16 protein-coding genes are annotated in these 20,758 nt (G+C 70.8%); 3 read left to right on the top strand and 13 right to left on the bottom strand.

Annotation, left to right across the window (positions count from 1 at the left end; genetic code table 11):
* Nucleotides 1-67 precede the first annotated feature (67 nt).
* Nucleotides 68-475: a MerR family transcriptional regulator gene (locus tag QCN29_RS25990; RefSeq protein WP_279931181.1), complete on the bottom strand. Its 408-nt coding sequence runs from the start codon at nt 473-475 to the stop codon at nt 68-70.
* Between the two features lie 368 nt (nt 476-843).
* Here QCN29_RS25990 and QCN29_RS25985 point away from each other — a divergent pair, with 368 nt between their 5' ends.
* Nucleotides 844-2,337: a SulP family inorganic anion transporter gene (locus tag QCN29_RS25985; RefSeq protein WP_279931180.1), complete on the top strand. Its 1,494-nt coding sequence runs from the start codon at nt 844-846 to the stop codon at nt 2,335-2,337.
* A gap of 108 nt (nt 2,338-2,445) precedes the next feature.
* Here QCN29_RS25985 and QCN29_RS25980 read toward each other — a convergent pair whose 3' ends face one another.
* From QCN29_RS25980 to QCN29_RS25925, 12 genes are all read right to left on the bottom strand, one after another.
* A complete protein-coding gene (locus QCN29_RS25980) occupies nt 2,446-2,643 on the bottom strand; it encodes a thiocillin family RiPP (protein ID WP_279931179.1) in 198 nt (65 codons plus the stop codon).
* A gap of 129 nt (nt 2,644-2,772) precedes the next feature.
* Nucleotides 2,773-2,943 carry a thiocillin family RiPP gene (locus tag QCN29_RS25975; protein WP_279931178.1) on the bottom strand — a complete coding sequence of 57 codons (171 nt, stop codon included), beginning with the start codon at nt 2,941-2,943 and terminating at the stop codon, nt 2,773-2,775.
* 78 nt (nt 2,944-3,021) lie between these two features.
* Nucleotides 3,022-3,180 carry a thiocillin family RiPP gene (locus QCN29_RS25970; RefSeq protein ID WP_240137433.1) on the bottom strand — a complete coding sequence of 53 codons (159 nt, stop codon included), beginning with the start codon at nt 3,178-3,180 and terminating at the stop codon, nt 3,022-3,024.
* Nucleotides 3,181-3,291: 111 nt separating this feature from the next.
* Nucleotides 3,292-3,456 (bottom strand): thiocillin family RiPP, encoded by a 165-nt coding sequence (locus QCN29_RS25965; protein WP_240137432.1) that lies wholly within the window; start codon nt 3,454-3,456, stop codon nt 3,292-3,294.
* 173 nt (nt 3,457-3,629) lie between these two features.
* A complete protein-coding gene (locus tag QCN29_RS25960) occupies nt 3,630-4,496 on the bottom strand; it encodes a thiopeptide-type bacteriocin biosynthesis protein (protein ID WP_279931177.1) in 867 nt (288 codons plus the stop codon).
* 1 nt (nt 4,497) lies between these two features.
* Complete coding sequence (locus QCN29_RS25955; RefSeq protein WP_279931176.1) at nt 4,498-7,194, bottom strand: hypothetical protein; 2,697 nt, start codon at nt 7,192-7,194, stop codon at nt 4,498-4,500.
* Nucleotides 7,191-8,339 carry a PqqD family peptide modification chaperone gene (locus tag QCN29_RS25950; protein ID WP_279931175.1) on the bottom strand — a complete coding sequence of 383 codons (1,149 nt, stop codon included), beginning with the start codon at nt 8,337-8,339 and terminating at the stop codon, nt 7,191-7,193. Before QCN29_RS25950 ends, QCN29_RS25955 begins: the two co-directional genes overlap by 4 nt.
* Nucleotides 8,336-9,022: a nitroreductase family protein gene (locus QCN29_RS25945; protein WP_279931173.1), complete on the bottom strand. Its 687-nt coding sequence runs from the start codon at nt 9,020-9,022 to the stop codon at nt 8,336-8,338. The genes QCN29_RS25950 and QCN29_RS25945 overlap by 4 nt, the downstream gene beginning before the upstream one ends.
* Nucleotides 9,013-10,770 (bottom strand): nitroreductase family protein, encoded by a 1,758-nt coding sequence (locus QCN29_RS25940; RefSeq protein ID WP_279931171.1) that lies wholly within the window; start codon nt 10,768-10,770, stop codon nt 9,013-9,015. Before QCN29_RS25940 ends, QCN29_RS25945 begins: the two co-directional genes overlap by 10 nt.
* Entirely contained in the window at nt 10,767-11,468 is a 702-nt protein-coding gene (locus QCN29_RS25935) for a TOMM precursor leader peptide-binding protein (protein ID WP_279931169.1), read from the bottom strand. The genes QCN29_RS25940 and QCN29_RS25935 overlap by 4 nt, the downstream gene beginning before the upstream one ends.
* A 209-nt stretch (nt 11,469-11,677) precedes the next feature.
* On the bottom strand, nt 11,678-13,012 hold the full coding sequence (locus tag QCN29_RS25930) for a YcaO-like family protein (RefSeq protein ID WP_279931168.1): 1,335 nt from the start codon (nt 13,010-13,012) through the stop codon (nt 11,678-11,680).
* Nucleotides 13,013-13,345: 333 nt separating this feature from the next.
* Nucleotides 13,346-14,800, bottom strand: coding sequence for a helix-turn-helix transcriptional regulator (locus QCN29_RS25925; protein ID WP_398859968.1), 1,455 nt, complete (start codon nt 14,798-14,800; stop codon nt 13,346-13,348).
* 645 nt (nt 14,801-15,445) lie between these two features.
* Between QCN29_RS25925 and QCN29_RS25920 the strand changes: the two genes are divergently transcribed.
* Nucleotides 15,446-15,754: an NPP1 family protein gene (locus QCN29_RS25920; protein WP_279931165.1), complete on the top strand. Its 309-nt coding sequence runs from the start codon at nt 15,446-15,448 to the stop codon at nt 15,752-15,754.
* Nucleotides 15,755-16,192: 438 nt separating this feature from the next.
* The gene (locus QCN29_RS25915) at nt 16,193-20,692 is read left to right on the top strand and encodes a hypothetical protein (protein ID WP_279931163.1); all 4,500 of its coding nucleotides are present in this window, start codon (nt 16,193-16,195) and stop codon (nt 20,690-20,692) included.
* The last annotated feature ends 66 nt before the right edge of the window (nt 20,693-20,758 follow it).

Genomic DNA, 20,758 nt, shown 5'->3' with positions numbered 1-20,758 from the left:
GCAGTCCGGCCCCCGTCGCCGCCCGCGCCGGACCGCCTCGGCGCCCCATGTCACCGGCGGCACGAGGTCAGCCGACTTCGTCGAGCTTGCGGTGGAGCGTGGCGGCGAAGTCCTCGGCGGCCATCAGCTGGGCCCGCAGCTTCTCGCAGCGTGCGTCGGCGACCTTCTGGTACGCGTCCAGCCGCTCGCGCAGGCGCTGTCGCTCGTCCTCGGCAGGGGCGTTGTCGGCGGCGGTGATCCGGTCGATGATTCCCAGCAGCTCCCGCATCTCCTCCAGCGAGAAGTCCAGCGGCTTCATCCGGCGGACCACCATGAGCCGGTCGACGTCGGCTTCCGTGTAGAGACGGAAGCCGCCCTTGCTGCGGGCGGACGGTGTGACGAGGCCCACGTCCTCGTAATGGCGGATCGTGCGGAGCGACAGACCGGTCCTCTCGGCAACCTCACCGATCTGCATCTGCCGTGCCTGGTCCGCCATTGTCTGCCTTCTCCGTCCCACCGTGCACGCCGTGACTGGCCGGCTCCACCCCGGATGAATGGCTGGAGTCACAGCCCGAACGTGCCGTTTATCTGCATTTCACAAGCCTCACGTCGCACTCTGCCCTCACGTCAGGGTAGAGTCATGGATGTTCGCCGCCAATGCGGTCCAGACCGGGCCGCACCCGGGCGGCGACCCAAGGCTTCCGGGCAATGATGCCCGACCGGCGGCCTCCCGGCCGCCTCTCCCACTGGCAGGGCCCCCGTCGCGGCCGGGCCGCCGGGGACTGACCTCGGTAACGGAGTCGAGTACGAAGCGCGCTTGCGTCCAGCGGTTGGGCGTGTGCGCACGGAACAAGAAACGGTTGCATGTCCTCACCGCTCGCCGCTGTGCCCAAGCCGTCCAAGCCCGACTGGCTCGCTTCGCCCAGGGTCTTCCGCACCGAGGTCCTCGCCGGGCTCGTGGTCGCCCTGGCGCTGATCCCCGAGGCGATCTCCTTCTCGATCATCGCGGGAGTCGACCCGGCCGTCGGGCTCTTCGCCTCCTTCACCATGGCGGTGGTCATCGCGATCGTGGGTGGCCGCAAGGCGATGATCTCCGCCGCGACCGGCGCCATAGCCCTGGTGATCGCCCCGCTGAACCAGGAGTACGGCCTCGGCTACCTGATAGCCGCAGTCATTCTCGGCGGTCTGATGCAGATAGCCCTCGGCGCGCTCGGGGTGGCCAAGCTGATGCGGTTCATTCCGCGCAGCGTCATGGTCGGCTTCGTCAACGCCCTCGCCATCCTGATCTTCATGGCGCAGGTGCCGGAGATGAGCGATGTGCCCTGGGTGGTGTACCCGCTGATCGCCGCCGGCCTGCTGATGATGGTCTTCTTCCCGAAGCTGACCAATGTCGTCCCCGCGCCGCTGGTCTCCATCGTCGTCCTGACCGTCATCACGATCGGCGCGGGTCTCGCGGTGCCGACCGTGGGCGACAAGGGCGAGCTGCCGTCCTCGCTGCCGGTGCCGGGGCTGCCGGACGTGCCGTTCACCATGGACACGCTGACGACCATCGCCCCGTACGCCTTCGCCTTCGCGCTGGTCGGGCTGATGGAGTCGCTGATGACGGCCAAGCTGGTCGACGACCTCACCGACACCCACTCCAACAAGACCCGCGAGTCCATCGGCCAGGGCATCGCCAACATCGTCACCGGCTTCTTCGGCGGCATGGGCGGCTGCGCCATGATCGGTCAGACGATGATCAACGTGAAGGTCTCCGGCGCCCGCACGCGGCTGTCGACCTTCCTCGCCGGCTCCTTCCTGATGGTGCTGTGCATCGTCTTCGGGCCGGTCGTCTCGGACATCCCGATGGCCGCCCTGGTCGCCGTCATGATCATGGTGTCGGTCGCCACCTTCGACTGGCACTCCATCGCCCCGAAGACCCTCCAGCGCCTGCCGGTCGGCGAGACCACCGTCATGGCCGTCACCGTCGCCGTCGTCGTCGCCACGCACAACCTCGCCATCGGCGTCATCGTCGGCTCCGTCGCCGCCATGGTGATCTTCGCCAAGAGGGTGGCCCACATGGCCGAGGTCACCGGAGTCGTCGACCCGGACGGCAACCAGGTCGTGTACGCGGTCACGGGCGAGCTGTTCTTCGCCTCCTCCAACGACCTCGTCTACCAGTTCGACTACAAGGACGACCCGGACGACGTCGTCATCGACCTGTCCGACGCCCACATCTGGGACGCCTCCTCCGTCGCCGCCCTCGACGCCATCGAGACCAAGTACAACCAGCGCGGCAAGAAGGTCACCATCATCGGCCTGAACAAGCCCAGCGCCGACATGCACGGCAAGCTCGCCGGACAGCTCACCGGCCACTGAGGGCGGCCGGTCCGCGCACGGCGGCGCGAACCGGCCTCCCACGCCCGGTCCCCGGGCCGGGTCACGCCGTGCGCGCGGTCACCCGGTCTCCCGGGAGCCGGGCAGCGCTCATGCGCTGCTCGCCGAACCGGCGCTGCTGAACGTGCCCGACGGGGTGGAGATGGAGCTCCCGGTGCCGGCGGTGCCGAAGGTGCTGCCCGGCGCGTGCGCGGACGGCAGCACCTCCAGCTCCGGGAGTTCCTGAGCGAGGCTCAGGTCGAGCGCCTTCAGCGGGTTCAGACGGTCGTCGTCTGCTGAGTCGGACATGGTCGCCTCCTGTTCTGCGGCCGGCAGGCTGTCGCCCGCCGGAAGGGGTGTCGTATTCGGGTCGTGTGGTGCTCGGGTCGTGTGGTGCTCGGGTCGTGTGGTGCGCGGGTGGTGTCGTGCGCTGCCGGGTCAGTGGCTGCCTGCCGTGCCGGCGCTGCTCAGCGAGCCCGCCGGGCAGGACGCGCAGCTGATGCTGCTGGCGCTGCCGAGGGTGCTGCCGGGCGCCTGGGCGGACGGCAGCGGTTCCAGCTCCGGCAGTTCCTGTTCCAGGACGAGTTCAAGGTTGTGCGTCTCTGACACGTGACTCTCCTTCTCCGTGGTCGTGTTCCGGTCGGTCGTCGGCGACGGGTGGGACGGCGCCCCGCCCGGTCCTGACGGCTACTTCGAGCTCAGCGTGCTGGCGGTGCCCCAGGTCATGGCGGGGCACGAGCCGGAGCCCACGGTGGCGGCGCAGGAGACGTTGCCCGCGGAGTACTCCTCGGGGAGCACCTCCAGCTCCGGCGCTTCCTGCTCCAGGCGCAGATCGAGATCGTTCACGACGGTTCTCCTTCGTTGGGTGTTGGTGTGTCCGCCCCCCGACCGCCGGGGGGCGGGACCGGCCCCGGGCGGGCCGGGCGACGGTGTGCGCGGTACGCGCGCGCCTGCGCGTCAGCCGGCGCTGCTGGCGGAGCCCACGCTGCCGATCGACCCCGCGGGGCAGGAGAAGGAGCCGGCAGTGCTGACGCAGCCGGCGGAGGACCCCGCGGACTGGGTGTCCGGCAGGACCTCGATCTCGGGTGCTTCCTGCTCCAGGTGCAGGTCCAGGTCGTTCATCTGAGTTCCTCTCTGATCGTCGTGATCACTGGGTTCCGGTCCGGTCGGACGGGACCGGTACGGCGCACGGATGCGCGCCGGGTCTGGGGCCTGGGTCTCTCCGGCTGGGGGCGGGACGAGACCCCGGCGGAAGCGGCCCCGGGGAGGCGGGGCGCTGCTCGCGGCGGGCGGATTCAGAGGCCGACGGGGACGGCATGGTCGCCCTCCTGGGCGGCCCGCCCGAGGACGGCTTCCTCCAGAGGCAGGAAGCCGAGTCGGTTGAGAGTCATGTGCATGTGCATCAGGAGGAGCCGGGAGGCGACCGCCTCCGGGTCCACGGCCAGCGCCCGGTGAACTCCGTCCACGACCCGCTCGGCCAACCGGACGAGCGGTTCCGCCTGATCCGCAGCGCCGGCACGCGCGGCGGCCCGCCAGCGCGCCGCTGACTCCTCCGCCTGGCCCAGCCCCGTCGGATCGCCGTCCAGGACGGCCGTCCAGTGCCGCCAGTGCAGTCGCCAGACGCGGCTGCGCTGTGCCGGGCCGAGGCTGCCGGTGCAGGCCCGGAGGAACTCCAGCGCGAGCAGGGCGCGCGCCGTGCGGTCGGCGCCCGTAGCCGCCACGGTGGCGAGCGCCGCCCGGCTGCTCGCCTGGAACACCTCCTCGGCGATCTCGGTGGCGGCGGGGGACCCGTAGTAGTGGTGCTCCCTGCTGTAGACGCCCAGGGACAGACGCCGGTGACCGCGCCGCGGGGTGAAGTCCTCCGCCGCCGGATGGAGTCGGCGGACCTCGCCCGGGGCGGTCCTGCGACGGTCGGATCGACGCCAGAGCTCCCGTCCCGCGGCCCAGCACGCGTCCATCGCGGCGGGCGGACCGTAGAAGCGCAGTCGCAGATGCGGACCGTCGGCGTCGGCGTAGCGGATGAAGAACCAGCGAGCGGCGCCGAGCCGTTCGGCCGCGGCCGCCCAGTCCGGGACCAGGGTGCCCAGCAGGAGTTCCCCGTCCTGGTGGCTGGTGTGGTGCAGGCGTGCGTACAGCCATTCCGGTGTGTCCATTGTGTCCATCTCAGTGCCGCCCTCCTGCCGTCGGGCTGGTGCGGGCCACGTGCAGGCAGTGCTCCACCACGCGCTCCCGGCCCCCGACCCGTCCGGTGGGGTCCTCGCGGTCCGGCAGGCACTCGGTGAAGACCACCGGCGCCCCGGGCCGATCGGGCAGCCGGTGCAGTGCCTCCAGTCCGACGGGTGAGGCGAAGGCGATCCACAGCGGCTTGCGGAGTGCGTCGCGCCGGGGGAAGCCGGTCCCGCATCGCACATAGACCTCCGCGGGCATGCCCCTGGACCGCCGCCAGCCGTCCACGCGTTCGAGGAAGTCGGGCCAGTCCTCGCCCGAAGCCCGTCGGGGAACCTCGGAGCTGTCGCACCGCCAGTGGGCCCGGCACACCACCGCCCGCCCGATGCTCCGACGGGGGAACGCGCCGTTCCGCACGCTGACCGGACCGTCCGTACGGGTCCCGTCGGCCTGCCCCGGGGGAAGCCACCAGGGATCCGCCAGGGTCAGCAGCACCCGTGCCGCGCCGCCCACCAGGTGCCGGGGCACGGTCCCCAGGTAGACGGGGGCGACCGGTCCCGCACCGCGGCGGCGCAGTTCCAGCGCGTGGCGGTCCGGGTCGTGCACGAGCTGCAACTCCGTCACCGGGGCTCCGGGCCCGTACGGCCGGGCGGTACCCGGCCAGTGGAGCGCGGGCAGCAGTCCGCCGCTGTCGGCCTGGAGCGGGTTGGCCTCTCTGGCCGGCACGAACTCCAGGCACTCGGCCTGCGGGTAGAGGGTCGCGACCCAGTTCCGCAGCCGGTCGGCGAACCCTGCTCCGCCCGGTCCGTCGAGCAGTCGGTGGAACCTCGCGGCGATGGCTCCGCAGCCTGAGGAGATCTGGTTGACGACCACCAGGGGGCCCTCGTCACGGCCACGGGCGTGCTGGTAGAGGACCGCGAGGGAGGGCAGGCAGCTCGACCGGCCCGGCCGGGCGGGCCGCGGGGCACCTGGCGGCCCGGTCTGCGGTGCCCCGGTCTGCGGTGCCCCGCTCTGCGTCGCCCCGCTCTGCGGTGCCCCGGTCTGCGGTGCCCCGGTCTGCGGCGGCCCGGTCTGCGGCGGCCCGCTCTGCGGTGCCCCGGTCTGCGGTGCCCCGGTCTGCGGTGCCCCGGTCTGCGGCGGCCCGCTCTGCGGTGCCCCGGTCTGCGGTGCCCCGGTCTGCGGCGGCCCGCTCTGCGGTGCCCCGCTCTGCGTCGCCCCGCTCTGCGTCGCCCCGCTCTGCGTCGCCCCTGGCGGAGCGGTCCGCGGCGGCCCGGTCTCGGCGAGGTCCGTGCAGAAGGCGAAGACGTCCTCGCACACGCCGCCGTCGCCGAAGCGGGCGACGAAGGCGTCGGTGACGGCCTGGTACTCGTCCGAGACCCGGAGGGAAGCGCAGGCCGCCCCGGCGTGGCGCAGCACGGCCCTGCGGGCCTCGCCGACCGGCGGGTCGACCCCGACCGCGCCGGCACGGTCCTCGTAGACCGGCGTGACCGCGTTGAGCGGCCACTCGTCGGGGGCGTCCAGCTCCCTCAGCGCGGCGGCGAGGGCGGCGTCGAGGCCCCGCAGTCCCTGGGACCGCTGGGACGGGGTGCCGTCAGCGATACGGGCAAGGTGTCCGGCCGCCTCGGTCAGCAGCTCGGCGGCCGTCCGGCCGGACGCGTCCGGCGCGGACGCCAGCAGACCGGCGAGCCAGGGCATGAGGCGGTCCGGCGGACAGGGGTCGTCGACACAGACCAGGCCGCTCGCCAGATAGCGCCCCAGCCGGTCCGCGGACAGCCGCCCCGGCTCCTCGAAGCGCGCCGGCTCGCCGAGGACGGAGCTGAGATCCGGCCGCCGGCGGGCGTCCACCGACAGCTGGTGGGACCAGGCCCAGCCGTCGCCGGCCGACAGGAGCGGCACGCTCAACCGGGCCGTTCCCCCCGCTCCCCTGAGGGAGTCGTTGGCCCGCCACACCAGCTGGTCGCGTACCTCGGCCCGGGTGGCCGCCGTGTGCAGCAGCACCCGGCCGACCAGGGGGTGGAGACCGACCCGGACCCGTTCCCCGTGCGCCGCGCCCGGGACGACCACGTCCGTGAGCGACGAGAGCGGGCTGGCCTTCAGCGTGGTGCGGACGGCGTACCCGTACGCGGTCACCCGTTCCCCACGGTCCAGCGCCCGGTCCTTGGCCATCCGCGCGAAGAACACCGGGGAGACCACGGAGAGGGCCCGGGCCACCGCCGGCTCCGCCATGAGCGCGGCCAGGGATCGCTCCTGCTCCGCGTGGGTCTCCGCCACCGCCTGCCGCAGGTCCGACCGGTGTGTCCGGAGCCGCTCGGCGCTCTCCGCCCAGCGGTGCAGCGCGGAGCAGTCCGCCTTGGTCCCGCACAGGACGGAGGCCACCTCGGCGACCAGCGCAGGGGGCGCCGGCACAGGATCGGCCGCATGCGCGGCCCGTCGCCACCGGAGGGCCGCCCGGCGACCGGACGCCGAGTCCATCAGCGGCACGGCCGCGTACAGCAGTTCCGCCACTTCGACGCCCAGGGCGTGCAGGTCGGCGCGGGCGGCGGCGATCCGGTCGAGGAGCCGCGCGAGCGGTTCGGCGGCCAGGACCGCCACGGACCGCGCCGGCAGCCCGGCCACGCGGGCCAGAGCAGGTCCCTCGACGAGCGTGTGGCCGGTGGTGTCCACGCCGTCGTTCCCGAGCATGGTGCGGGTCATGCCGTCCACCCCGTCAACAGCGCCAGCGAGCGGGCGACGAAGACCGCGATGGCCAGTGCGTAGACCAGGCAGACGAGTCCGAACAGCTGGTACCGGACACGCTGGGAGCGGCTTCGAGCGGCGAGCCAGCTCGGCGGCGCCTGGCGCAGGATCCGGCAGCGCAGTGCGGTCAGCGCCCGGGACCGCAGGTTGACCGCGCCGAACGCGGCCTCCAGCGCGTGGTACCCGTCGGTGGGCAGCAGCGGGTTCAGGTTGGCCAGCAGCAGGCCGAGTTGGAGCCAGACCATCACCACCGAGAGCTGGGCGGCGCCGCCGCTCGCGGTGAGCGCGAGCACGGCCCAGCCGCCGAGCCACAGCATGTCCAGCGCCACGCCGGCGAGGGCGATGACCGCCCGCGGTCCGCGGGTGCGCAGCCGGTAGGCGTCGGTGCGGTCCACATAGGCCGCGGGCACGAGGTAGAACAGCAGCCCGATGCCGATCTCCCTGACCCGCACGCCGTAGAACCGGCAGGCCACCCCGTGGCTCAGCTCGTGGACCACGGTCTGCACGATCATGAGTCCGACGATCAGGGCCCAGCCCGTGCCCAGCCCGGACAGACTCGGGCCCTCGGCCGCGGCCTGCGAGGCGACGACAGTGCCCGCGGCGATCAGACTGCCGACGGCCGCCGCCGTCCACAGGACGCCGAACAGGCCCGGCGCGCGCCGCAGTACGGCGGCCACCGGATCCAGTACGTCGGACACGCGCGGTCCCACCAGAGCCCGGCGCGGCATATGACTGCTCCGGGCGAACCGGACAGCCGCCTCCTGCCGTCCCCGGGCGGGCGGGACGGTGAGGAGCCCGGCCGCCCGCAACTCGCCGAGGAAGTCCAGCACCATCCGCTCGGCGTTCCCGTCGGCGTCCGGTCGGCCGGCGCCGACCGCGCGGCGGGCGAACTCCCGCCCGGTCACAGTGCCGTCGAGTGCCGTGAGGATGGCAGCTCCGCTGCGGGAGAGCCTGGTGTAGTGGCCGCCCGCCGGGTCGTAGGCGAGGGGCTCGCCGTTGAGCCCTTCGGTGATCTCGATGTCCGGCCGGGCGGCGGGTCGTTCGGTGTCCAGCCAGGACGGCGGTGGGGTGCCGGCGCTCGCGCCGGCGGTCTGTGTGGTCATCGCCGGGAGCCGCCCTCGGGTGACGCGGAACGCCGTGGGCGGCCGAGGGCCAGGCCGAGGAGCTGGGCCCGGCCCGCGCCGTCCAGACCGAGATGGTTGCGGCCGGCGGCGCTCAGCACCCCCGCGAATACGGAGCCGACGGCGCCGCCGCACAGGGACGCCAGCCACACGGAGTGCGCGAATGCCGCGCCCCGAGCCAGGAGTTGCCGATGGCCGGTCACGCCGTACCGTGCCACGGCCGTCGCAAGGTCGCCGTGCACCACGACCACGGCCGGAGCCCGGGCGAACTCGAGCTGGAGCACCAGGTCTTCCAGCGGCGGCAGCTCGCCGGGCTCCGGGGTGGGGCCCGGCGCTCCCGCGCCGTAGCGATAGACGCCCCGGGGGAGGCCCTCGACGCTGTGGGCGAGGACGGTCGCCACCGGGGAGGGCAGTTCGGGGAAGGCCGGCTGCCAGAGGCGGGCGTCCTGCTCGCGGGCATAGTCCAGAGCCCGGGGCAGCAGAGTTCCGTCGAGGGGCTCATGGGACCAGGCACGCACCGCTCCCCGCCTGCGCAGGGCCTCGACGGGACTGCCCGGCACGGCCACGGGCGCCCGGGGCGGGGGCTCATGCGTCGCCGGCGGCGTGGACGCGGGCGGCGCGGTCAGCAGGTCCTCGGTGAGACGGCCGATGTCGATCAGCGGCACGGGGCGCTCCCTTCCTGACGGAGCTGCACGGCTGCGGTGAGGAGCGCGGGACCGCTGACGCCGGTCACCGTCTCCCGGTGGGGTTGGAGGACATGGGGGTCGAGAAGCCGGAGTGCCGTCCGGGTCGCGGAGGAGACGAGGCCCAGTTGGGCCAGCGCGCATCCGGTGTCGAGGTTCCCGACCCGGTAGGAGAACGGCCCGTACTTGCGGGCGACCCGTCCGATGTCCGAGGCGAGGACCAGGTAGACGTCCGGAACGCCCGACTCCTTGTCCGGCGGCGCTCCCAGTGCGGTCAACACGGCGCGCGCGTAATCGGCATGAGGGTGCATCGCGGTCAGGGCGTGTGCCGCGGCGTCGTAGTAGTGGATGCCGTCGGCGAGCCCCGGCACACCGCGGAGCACCGCGTAGGCGTGGCAGGACCCGAGATTCCCGCCGCTGGGCGACCAGCGGTTCACCCGGCCGGGATCGGTGGCCTCGCCGGCGTCGGAGGGTGCGCGCAGCCCGGCGGTGAAGCGGAGCGCCGCCGCGAGCACGGTGGGCCAGTCCGCGGGTTCCTCCGCGGCGGAAAGGGCCTGGAGCTCGGCCAGGTTCAGCTCGGGCAGCGGCTGGCGCGGGTTGCTCGGGTACCGCAGGTGCTCGAACTGCAGGCCGACGTTCTCGGGACGGAAGTGGTGCTGGTGGGCCTTCGGGTTGACCAGGTGCCGGGGCGGGAAGCCGACGGCGTGTTCGTAGTGCAGCGGTGCGGCCGGCAGCGGGTCGGTGCGCTCGGCGGACGTGGGGTAGCAGGTGGGGCAGTCGGTCTCGGGGGTCAGCTTGTACACGCTGGTGGTCGCGTTCGCCAGGTCCACTGCCAGTTGCCCGCCGAGGGACTGGGCCGGTTCGTTGCGGAGCAGCAGCGCCCGGACCTCTTCGGCGATCAGCCCGGCCGCGACCATCGAGCCCGCGGTGGGAACCGACTCCCACAGGACGGGATCGCTCTCCGGTCCCACCGCGGCGCGGGCGCAGCGTGCGCAGGCCGTCGCCGTGGGGTCGACCAGCGGGCCGACGAGAACGCGGCCGTCCCGCTCGTCCACCAGCAGCAGGCGCAGGCCGCGGTCCGCGGTGGCCTCGACCATCCGGTCGACCGTGTCGGCGGGGGCGGCCAGGTCGACCACCACCAGGGCGTCGCTCGCCAGCGTCTTCGCCGAGGCCGGTGTGGCCTGCGAGACGTCGGTGATGCCGAGGTCGGCGAGTGCCGCCCGCAGCGGAGCCCGCCAGGATTCCCGGACGGCGAGGCGGACCCGGGACCACAGGGCGGCCTGGGCCATCAGGCTGGAATGGGCGTGGACACGGCTGCAGTCCAGGGTCCGGGACATCCAGATCGCGGCGGACGATGACGGCCCCGTCCCCTCCGGCAGGGCGACCGCCTGTTCCGCGTCCTCCAGTACGCCGCCGAAGTAGAGGGTCGCCACCGCCTGACCGACGGCCTTCAGGCTCCAGCCGGTCGCCTCGGCCAGGGCGGCGTGGTCCCGGGTGCCGTCGAGCAGGGGCAGCAGGGTCTGCCGGAGCACCGCGGCGGATGCTCCGCGCAGGTGCTGGCGCTCGGCCGCGCCGTCGACGACCACTCCTTCGGGCGTGTCGACGATGTGCAGTCCACGGCAGAGCTGCGGGCGTTCAGGCACCCGGAACTGCGGATCGCCCTGAACGGCGGCGGCCAGTACGGCGGCGGGGGTGCCGCGCCGGCGGGTGTCGTTCGCGGGTGCGTTCACCGTCCGCCTCCGCCTCCGGCCCCTGCACCGGCCCTGGCCCCTGCACCGGCCCCTGCCCCGGCGGCCGGCGGTCGGGTCAGGTCTTCGGCGAGTTCGCGCCAGCCGTCGTCGGGGTCGACGGAAGGTCCGCACTCCGGGCAGCCGTGGACCCCGAGGACCGTGTCGGCGAAGAGCGAGCGGGTCAACACGTTGTAGAACACGACATGGCCCGGCGCGACGGTCCGCTCCGTGAGGTGACGGGACACCAGGTCGGCCGTGACACCGGCGGCGATCAACGCCTGGGCGTCGGTGTAGCCGGTGACCCCGTTCTCGGGCGCCGCGTCGAACGCCGTCTCCAGCGCCTGCGTCACAGGGCGTCCCTGGTCGTGCTGCGCTCTGCGCCGGAGGTAGCAGGAGTAGCACGATCCTTCGCCCGGCACGACGAGCGGTCCCACCCGGATCACCGGGTACTCCTGCACTACCGGGAGCCAGGCCGTGCCCCAGGCCGCATGGAGCCGGGCGACCCGGGCCAGCAGGGCGGACTCATGGCGCCAGAGGGCAACGACGCGGAACGCGGCAGGGGGCCACTCGGCGGATCGGCGTCCGTGCACGTCGGCGGGGGACGATCGCCAGCCGGCTGTTCTGGACAGGTGGTCGGCCACGCTCCGGCCGAACGTACCGGTCCACAGGACGTGGGTGGGTTCTCGGGTGAGCGGCACGGGGTTCTCCTAGTGCTGCAGGGCAGTGCACCTGGATCTGCCGGCTTGCCTGGCGGCGAGAGCAGGAGGTGCACAATGAGCTGTCATGGGCTTGTCGCCTGTGCCCCCGGGTCCGCCAGGGCCGGAGGGCTGGGGGCTTCCCGGGCCCGGGGGCTGCGGGATCGGCGCGGCGCGGGCATGCGAGCCCGGCACGATCCGAACGAGAGGGTCTAGGCGAAGGGCTGGGGGTGGGGGTTGAGCTCGTGCTCGGGACGGCTGGTGAATCCCATCGCCTCGGGTGCGCGGTAGAGCCGGGGGTGGCCGAGGTACCGGTTCCGGTGGACGAAGGACAGGGGCATCAGCCCGGGCACGATGACGCGTACCGAGCGCAGGCCCGCGTGGCGTGCCTCCGAGGTGGTCAGCTCGACGGCGATCACCTCGGCCCGGATCGCGTCCAGCCGCTGGACCAGCCACGCCAGTTGCTCCGCGGGGTCGGCGGCGGGAGCGGAGGGCAGGTCGGCCAGCGACCGGGTCGGGCGGGGCCGCTTGAGCAGGAAGTCGAAGGCGTCGCGCTGTTCGGGGCGCCCCATGCGGATGGCGCCGTGCAGCACGCTGGTGAAGTCCTGGGGATCGTCGGGCACCTGGTGCGGCATCTGGAGCGCGATCCTTGACGACGCCGCCTCGCGGTAGATCTTGCGGACGATGCCGACGGGGTCCGGCCCGGACGCGCACATGACCAGCTGGCCGAGGGACTCGTGGTGATCGCTGAGGACGACGGCGTAGACGGTGGGCACGCCGACGTCGGTCGTGGCGTCGTAGAACCGGTACTCCACGAAACCGTCGCGCACGAGGTCGCGCTGCGCGGTGAACGCCGGGTCGTCGGAGACGTCGATCTCGGGCAGCTCCAGGCGCTGGAGCCAGACCAGCGAGATCGCGTCGCGTTCGACCGCTTCGCAGATGCCGTTGACGAGGGCCTGGTGGACGTCGGAGTGAACGGCACAGCCGGTTGAGATGGGGTTGGCTATGCGTTCGCCGTACGCCTCGTGCGCCGTGAACAGCCAGACGTAGGTGGCCGGTACCCATACCGGGCGCCCTCTGGTCAAGGACCAGCCGCGCACCCAGCGCTGCGGCAGGGACGGGTCGGGGTCGATCAGCCAGTTGGCCTCGTCCGCCAGCTCGGCCGCCGAGCAGCGCGGGAGTGACTGCAACGAGACGGCCTCGTCCCCGAGTTCGTCCGCCGAGGCCCACCGCACCATGTGCGGCTGGTAGAAGGCATTGGTGTACCGCTCCACCGCCTCGGCCACACTGATCAGGCGCGCCCGCTCCGGATCGACGCCCCCGCCCGCGCCGTCCAGCCCCTGGGGCTGGGCAGGCGTGTCGGACCAGAGCACGGTCGGGTCCCCGATCGAGGAAACGAAGACCGAGTAAGGCGGTTCGCCCGGGAGCGGCGGCAGTCGGGTTGATCCGCGCACCGGCCGCACGGCCGGCCCGCTGACGGCTTCCACCCTCCGGAGTCCGTCCAACTCGCTGTCACCGTTCGCCCCGCCCTGGCTGTCGTCGCGCACCGTCGGCCTCCCTCGCGTGAGACTGTGCCGATGGCTCAAGACAACTCCCCGGCGACCGGCGGATCATCATGCGTCGAAGGTGAAATGCGCGGGCTTTGGCGATCACCCTCCCAGGTGATGGGCATCACCCGGGAGGGGCTCGATGGGCGTGGGGTGCGGATGACGTACGTCGCCGAAGCGCGGCGGCGGCACTGCGGGAGGGGCGGGGCGCGGCGAGACCGAAGGGCCGACCGCAGCTCGTCGGCGGCACGGCGCCACGGCGGCACGGCGGCACGGCGGCACGGCGGCACGGCGGCACGGCGCGGGGTGGGGCCGAGGGGTCCTGGGAGCGGATCAGATCACGCCGTGCTCGGCGGCGATCGAGACGGCATCACGCCGACGGCTCACGCGGAGTTTCCGGTAGATGGCCCTCACCTGGGACTTCACCGTGTTGAGGGAGACATGGCGCTGTGCGGCGATCTCCTCCAGGGTCAGTCCGCGCGGCAGCAGCCTCAGCACGTCCAGTTCGGTCGGCGTCAGGGGTTCGAAGTCCTCTGCGCCGGGCCGGAAGTGGCCGGGTGAGAGCGAGGGCGACGGGCGGGTGATCGCCTCCTCCGCGGAAACGGGTGATGCCGTCGCCGTGTCGACGGCCCGGCCCGCCGCGCGTTCCCGGTCGGCCTGGTACGTCGCAAGGGCGGGCGGGAACACGATGCCGGTGTCGGAAGGGGGGCGCGCGGCATGGGTGTCCGCCGCCCGGGCGTACTCCGCGGCCTTGATGCGCCGGCCGCCCTCGCCGTGCCAGTCCGCGGCCGTCCGCAGCAGGCGGATGACTTCGTCCCAGCCGTACCGCTCGGTCAGCTCCCTGGAGAGCACTCCGCGGATCAGCGGATTCGGCAGACGGTAAGTCCACTCGTCGTCGCGGTCCAGCAGGTCGTAGTGGGTGGCCAGCACCCGCAGGATGCGGTGGGCCTCCGTCCGTCCCGTCAGCGCGCGCACCAGAGAGGCGCTGAACTCGGTGAGGACGCTGGTGCGCAGCAGCACGTCCTGATGCTCCGCGGGCAGCGGCTCCAGCAGTTCTGATATCAGGAAGTCGGAGCAGGAGCGGACGGCCTGTGACCAGCTCTCAAGACAGGACTGGTGGCTGGTGCCGCGGACCGGGTGCACGGCTGCGTAACGGACTGCGAGCGCCCATCCGCCGGAGCACTCGATGACCCGCGCCATCCGCTCCTCGCCTGCCTCCGCACCGTGTTCGCGGAACAGCACGGCGGCCTCTTCGCGGGTGAAGGCGAGGTCGGAGCCCCTTATCTCCGTCAGTTCACCCAGGGCGCGCAGTTTGTGCAGGGGCAGTCCGGGTTCCCTGCGCGACGCCAGCACGATGCGCAGGTACTTCGGGGCGTAGCGGGTGAACTGCAGCAGCGCGTTCAGCGCCGGTCCGGCTCGCAGTTCGTGCACCCCGTCCAGCACCAGGACGATGGGGGTCCGGAACTCGCTCACCGCGTTCAGCAGCGCCGACACGCTGACTTCGCCCTCCCGTTGACCGGAGGAGAACCGGTCGACGGAGTCGGGGGACATCATGCCGATGCGGGCCAGGGCCGCTTCCAGGTGGGCGAGCAACTGCGCTGCATCGTTGTCATCCGTGTCCAGGGTGAGCCACGCCGTGTGGCCGGGCATGCAGACGTGGGAGCGCGCCCAGGAGGCCAGGAGCGCCGTCTTGCCCGCACCCGGGGGGCCGATGACGACCGTGAGTCGGCCCGTCACCCCGGTGGCCAGCCTCCGATGCAGCCTCGGGCGATCGAGCAACGGGCCCATGAGGGGCGGCGCCAGTCTCGCGGACACAATCGGTTGACAGAGCCTCGTCGCGCTTTCACCCCGGTGCCCGGCCATACCTGCCTCTCCCGTACATGCGTGGTCCCGAACAGGGCCGGGCAGCGTGACCACCGCGTGCCTGTCCTGCCGAACACCGCCGCCGACCCTCTCACTGCTATTCAACATAATGCAGTCGCCTCACCCGGTGCGAAATCCGGATTGTGCAAAGAAAGGCTGGTCGGTCGTCTGAACGCATCGATCTGTTCAACGTTCACCCATATCCCACAGGTGACTCACAGGTAGAGGCATTTCTCGATGCGTGTTCATCGAAGGGTGAAATTGCTGCACCCCGGCAACGGTTCGAACACCGCGTGCAACGGTCGTTCTGTCCGGAGTGTTCGCCGTTCAGTCCTCCCGTCATCACTGTTTGCGACTGTTTGTGCGGCTTGCATCAAGCTGAGTGATCTTGAAATCTCGCCGTGAATCCCGACTGCAAAGTGCCCTCTCCTTCGCTGCACTGGTTCAATATTCATCGAATTCCATGCACTCTTTCGGGCCCGCGCCGGTCAAGGGCTTGCCGAGAATCAGCACGCCGCCTTCCGCGCTGTCCGCTCACGTCCTCGCTCCGCAGACACCGGAGGTTGGCAGATGGCTGCCGTCCTCATTCCTGCCGTCCCCGTGGCGGCTGCCGGCCCCGAGCCACCGCCCGCGCTCCCCGAAAGCGCCACCGCGGCGGATCCGAAGCGGCAGCCGGCACTCGACTACGACAGGGACGGCTGCTGCAACGTCCCGGCCATCGGGCCGGACGGTCAGATCGCCGAGGGCCTCGTCCACAACAACACCTCGGGCTCCGCCCACTGCGGCGACCAGTCGGACCTGGACAACGCCATCGTCGAGCTGGGTTTCAACGACATCGGCTGGCTCGGCGCGCCGACGCCGGTCTGGTCGACACCATGATGCAATGTCCGCGCTCGCGGCCGAGCAGCGGCAACCCGGGTCCCAGCCTGGAGTTGGCACAGGCTCAGACGCTCCTGATCGGCCGAGTTGTCATGCCGGCCACGCTCAACGGGCACGTCAGGAAGATCGCTTGCGAGCCCACAGGGGCCACGTAGCTGTTCAGGTATTTCTACGCTGCTGCTCTCTCTTGCCATGAGTGGACACTTCTCGCCACTTCCGGGTCGGCTCGGACGCGGGAGGAGGAGTGGGGACACTGCCGAAGTCCATGCGGCCGGCGGTTCGGCGCGTGCCGCCGGCGCGGGGCAGCTCGAATTCGGAGCACGCCCGCCTCTGGCGGGGCAAAGGCGGCTGCGGGGGTTTCGGACGACGTCCTCACGCAAGAGAACAGGAGCAGTCGTGCCCGTACACCGCAAATCGCCCTGGTGGCAATGTCGCCTCATGGCGTTGATTCTCCCCGTGGTGCTCTTGGCCACGGGGGCCACTGTCGTGCAGTGGCGGTTTCCCTCCGCTGCTTCGGCCGCGCCGACACAGCCGGATACGGTTCACACCACGCCGCCTGACCTGAGCAAGGGATCCGGTGACCCTCGAAGCGTTCAGGTGGGGATGTACGACTACTACTACGTCGGCTCCAGGGCAGGCAAAGCCAAGGTCGTGGCATTCGAGTACGTGCTGCCCTCAGGAGCGCCGACGGGTATCGCCGTATACCCCGGCACAGTGACCGATGAAAATGGAAGTCTGCTCGACGGGAACTCTTGGCCGCCCGCCAACGCCAGTGGTTCAGAAGCGCAGGAATTTCTGAACAGGATCTGGGCAGATCTTGACGAGATCGCGTCGAACCCCGAAGGAATCAGACTGCTTGAGGTGATGGGGCGGGCATCCGTGTTGCCGGCTACCGTCTTTGGGAATGAGTTCAACGATCCGGTGAGCCCCGCAGAAACGCTGCGTGTGAACGCCTTGATCGCGAGAGCTGACCCTAACGGCGAAAGCACGACACTGAGTACCCAGGGACGAACTACGGGAGTCTCGCTTTCCGGAAGCCCCTGGGACGGCGAAGGGGTCGGGAACGCGAGCAACGTCATCACGATAGCGGACTACGTCCCTGGATTCTATGACAAGAACGGAAGGCTCTTCGCCCCGCGCTCCGCGACCGTGCTCTTTCACGAGATGATTCACGCGATGCGGGGCACTCTGGGTTTCAAGCCGCTGGACGCATCTCGGCAGCAGGTCAAAATCGACTACCCTGTGGCGACGCCGGGTACGGAGGACGTCCTGAGGACGCCGAAGTACGAGTTGTTTTCCACGCGTGCTGAAGAACTGATCACCCATGGCGGCAAAATTGGCCTGAAAGAGACGTTCGGGGTGAAGAGGACGCTCTTCGGCGTGTTCGACTTCGGGATCAAAGCTGATCCCTACGCGGCGAAGGCAGTGGGCATAGCCACCAAGTGGGCAGCCAACGACCCCACAAATCCGGAAGTGCAGCGAGCGCTCGCGGCCCGTCTTGAGATCGCCAAGAGACCGATCAGCGAGTTGTCCTTTGTCAAGAGAAGCCCAATCAGCCAGCCCCATCGCCCGAGCTATGATCGCCCCAAGGGTTTCGCGCGACACTCATTCAAGCCTGCCTCGGGCCACTCTTGGGCATCTCTGGAGGCTGCCGACTACAACAACCCCGATAGATCCTCCCGACTGGTCAAGGATTCTCCCGCGCCAGTCGCATGCGGCGCAGCGAGTCCTGTTGAAGGGTGCGCGATCTCGTTGCGTGCTGCGACTGCAGCCGAGGTGAAGGCCGTTGAGGAGTTCCGCTCCGCCGCGGAGGAGGGGAAGGTCTTCCAGGTGCCCGCCGAGTCGGAGGTGGTTGCAGGTCTGTCACCGGAGGAGATTCCGGTGTACGCGCGCGCCTCGGTCCGCAGTGCGGCGTCCTCCTATGAGGCTGCGAGGGCCGCTGGTTCTGATCTGTCGGAAGTCGGGTTCACATCTGATCTCGCAGAGTCCTGGAAGAACCCCGGCAAGTTGTTCCATCCGTTCGGCGGGGCGACGTCGGTGGAGGGTGTGGCGCCAGCCCGGGTTTCCACAGCGCTGACGGAGGGCTGGGGTGTATTCAATGAGGCGCTGACACCGGCGATGGCGGCCGCCTGGATCAACTCGATTGCGGAGGCTTTCAGTCAGGATGCCTCCGATCTGACCAAGGCGACCGTCATTCTGGCTCCGGTTCCGGTCGTGGGGCAGCTGTTGGGCATTGCGGATGCGGTGGAGCGGCATGACGCGCTGAGCGGCGTGGTGAACGCCTTGGCTCTGCTGGCGACGGTATCTGAGATGGCAGGGCAGCCGGAACTGGCCATGCTTTTCGGGGTCGTGGCGCTTGTCACGACGGTCGTCGCCCAGATTGCGGACTGGGCGAGTGGGAAGAGCGAGGCGGACAGGGAGATCGAGGCCCGTAATCAGGCGTGGCATGACACGATGAAGAAGAATGTGATCGAGAAGTCCATTCCGGAGTTGCTGTCCACCGCGCAGAAGGCGTTCGACCGTGCGCAGAAGCAGGTTCTGTTCGGCGCCCACCTCACGATGGAGACCGTGAGCGCCAACGCGGCCAGGACGGGGCACTCCACGGCGATCGCCGCCGCCCGTACCGCGAACGCACGGATCTCGGCGGATGCGGAGGCGTCGGTCGGGTCGCTGCGCAGCGGTTTCATCAACGGCGTGCACCAGGCGGTCGACGCGGTATTCGCCTCGCTGAACGAGGGGACCGGCTCCAAGGAGTTCACCAGGGCCTATATGGACAAGGCTGTCTGGCCGCAGTGGTCGAGCGATCACATATTCGACTACTGCCCGCGCGACCCCAACTCCACTTATGAGTCGTGCCGCAACCCTGAGAAGTACATTCCTCGGATGCAGGCGGATTTCAAGGAGCGCCATGTGAAGCCCGTCGTCGCCGACACGCCGAAGGACTTGTTCACCGCGGATGATGTGAAGGCTGCTCAGGACGCGGTTGACACCCGTGTACGCCAGGGAAAGATGTTCATGCCCATGTCCGTCTCAGACACTGCTCCGGTGGCCCCGGCCGGGTTCATCCCGTGTGCGGACGACGGGGGCGAGTGCAAGGGAATCGAGGGGCGCACCGGGCAGGTGGCATTCGGTGCGGCGGGGTCGTACGTCACCGTGCCGCTGCCTGCCGAGGGGATTGCGTGCAAGGCGTCCTCGTTCCCGGTCAACCCGAACCCCAGGGCTCACCAGTCGTGCTTCGTCCCCGCTCAGGACAGCCCGGTCAAGGGCAGCGACGGGTCGTGGCTGGCTTCGGTACGTGTATGTGCGCAAGAGGGCGCGACATGTGAGGTCTCCGGCACGCAGCTGGCGGCGTTCGGCACCGGGGCGAGCTGGCTCGTCAAGCCCGTCACGTCCACTGCCGTCTGCTCCGTCGGCGGTTTCGGCGGCGATCCGGCTCCCGGCAAGGCCAAGGAGTGCCGTGTGCTGACCGGGGCGCCGCCGAGCCAGGCGGTCAATGCCGGCGGGCCGTACCAGGCATGCGCCGTCGAGGGCGAGCGCTGCCACGTCACCGGCGCCGTCCGGTTGGCGCTGGGCGCGCACATCAACGACGAGGACCGCGGCTGGACCTACAAGACGGTCAAGGCGGCCGACTACCCCGACGGAGTCCCCTGCACCATCGCCGCCTTCGGCAAGGACCCCCTGCCCGGCGAGACGAAGAGCTGCTACATCGCCAACCCCCCGGCCCCGTTCGCCTTCTGCGCGGGCCCGGATCAAACGTGCGCGGTGCCCGAGTCCGGCGCCTATCAGGCCGCCTACGGCGGCGACGGATCCTGGGTGGTCAAGACCGTCCCCGCCGGTGAGTTCACCTGCAACGACGCCTCCTTCGCCGATGTCGCCAGCCTGTCGGGCAACGACGTGCAGGGCGGCAGCCGCGGCTACTGCTACCTCTCCGCGAAAGACCACGACCTGGTCCTCGGTGCGGACACCGGCCACGAGAGGGAAAGCGTCGACGCCGACTGGGCCGCGCACGCCTGCGCCCGCGACGGAGACGAATGCACTGTCAGCGGACCCGCAGCATTCGCCTACGGCGTCTACGAAGCAAACCAGGACAAGGGCGCCTACCTCGTCAGGCACTTCGCTCCCCGTGACGGCGAGACCGCGACCTTGTGCAGCTACAGCGGCTTCACCACTAGAGACCCCCAGCTCAACGTCGCGTACTGCTTCCTCCTGAACACCCCGCGCCTGGACTTCGACACAGCCCAGACCGACTTCACCTACCGGCAGACCAAACGAACCGACCCAGGCCAGTCCCCTCCGGACTCGCCCGCCCCGACAGACCCCCACCCCGAGCACGGTGCGGACTTCACCACCGGCTTCGAGCAGGGCGACGCCATGCCGTCCTGGACCGACACCGTCGACCAGGACAAGGGCGGCGTGTCCGACGTCGGCGGCCGGTACAGCGTCCCCGGGCCGGTGGCGAGTCCGCGCACCGATGAGACGGCCCGCACCGGGACCGGATCGCTGAAGTACTCCGGCTCGACCAGGGGCGGCGCCGCCCACCCCAACGCCCACGCCTATCTCAAGCTCTTCGACCTCAGTGACAAGCCGATCAAGGTCGACGGCGGAAAGACGCTCAGCTACTGGATCCACCCGAAGACCGACGACCGATGGGACAACGTGGACTGGCCGGTCAACAACGGCAACTGCGTCGCGCTCGACCTGGTGTTCACTGACGGCTCCACCCTGCGCGACTCCGCCGCAGTCGACCAGCACGGAAACAGGATCCATCCCGCCGGCCAGTGCCAGGGCCTCAAGCCCGGCCAGTGGAACCACGTCACCGTCCAGCTCCCCGACGGGCTGAAGGACAAGGAGATCAACCGCATCAACGTCGGCTACGACCAGGACCGACCCGGCAACGCCGACTACAGCGGCTACATCGACGACATCACCCTCAGCTAGCGCCCCCGAACGGCGGCGGAGCCGTGCACCACCAGCGCGGCTCCGCCCAGGGATGGCGCCGCCCGG

The organism is Streptomyces chengmaiensis (genome assembly GCF_029846775.1).
GTDB lineage: Bacteria > Actinomycetota > Actinomycetes > Streptomycetales > Streptomycetaceae > Streptomyces > Streptomyces chengmaiensis.
This window is presented reverse-complemented; position numbering and strand designations above follow the sequence as displayed.

Coding starts and splice junctions, on each gene's coding strand:
- QCN29_RS25990 (WP_279931181.1), bottom strand. CDS start 475: ATGGCGGACCAGGCACGGCAGATGCAGATCGGTGAGGTTGCCGAGAGG.
- QCN29_RS25960 (WP_279931177.1), bottom strand. CDS start 4,496: ATGGACACAATGGACACACCGGAATGGCTGTACGCACGCCTGCACCAC.
- QCN29_RS25980 (WP_279931179.1), bottom strand. CDS start 2,643: ATGTCCGACTCAGCAGACGACGACCGTCTGAACCCGCTGAAGGCGCTC.
- QCN29_RS25915 (WP_279931163.1), top strand. CDS start 16,193: ATGGCGTTGATTCTCCCCGTGGTGCTCTTGGCCACGGGGGCCACTGTC.
- QCN29_RS25965 (WP_240137432.1), bottom strand. CDS start 3,456: ATGAACGACCTGGACCTGCACCTGGAGCAGGAAGCACCCGAGATCGAG.
- QCN29_RS25950 (WP_279931175.1), bottom strand. CDS start 8,339: ATGACCACACAGACCGCCGGCGCGAGCGCCGGCACCCCACCGCCGTCC.
- QCN29_RS25985 (WP_279931180.1), top strand. CDS start 844: ATGTCCTCACCGCTCGCCGCTGTGCCCAAGCCGTCCAAGCCCGACTGG.
- QCN29_RS25955 (WP_279931176.1), bottom strand. CDS start 7,194: ATGACCCGCACCATGCTCGGGAACGACGGCGTGGACACCACCGGCCAC.
- QCN29_RS25925 (WP_398859968.1), bottom strand. CDS start 14,800: ATGGGCCCGTTGCTCGATCGCCCGAGGCTGCATCGGAGGCTGGCCACC.
- QCN29_RS25920 (WP_279931165.1), top strand. CDS start 15,446: ATGGCTGCCGTCCTCATTCCTGCCGTCCCCGTGGCGGCTGCCGGCCCC.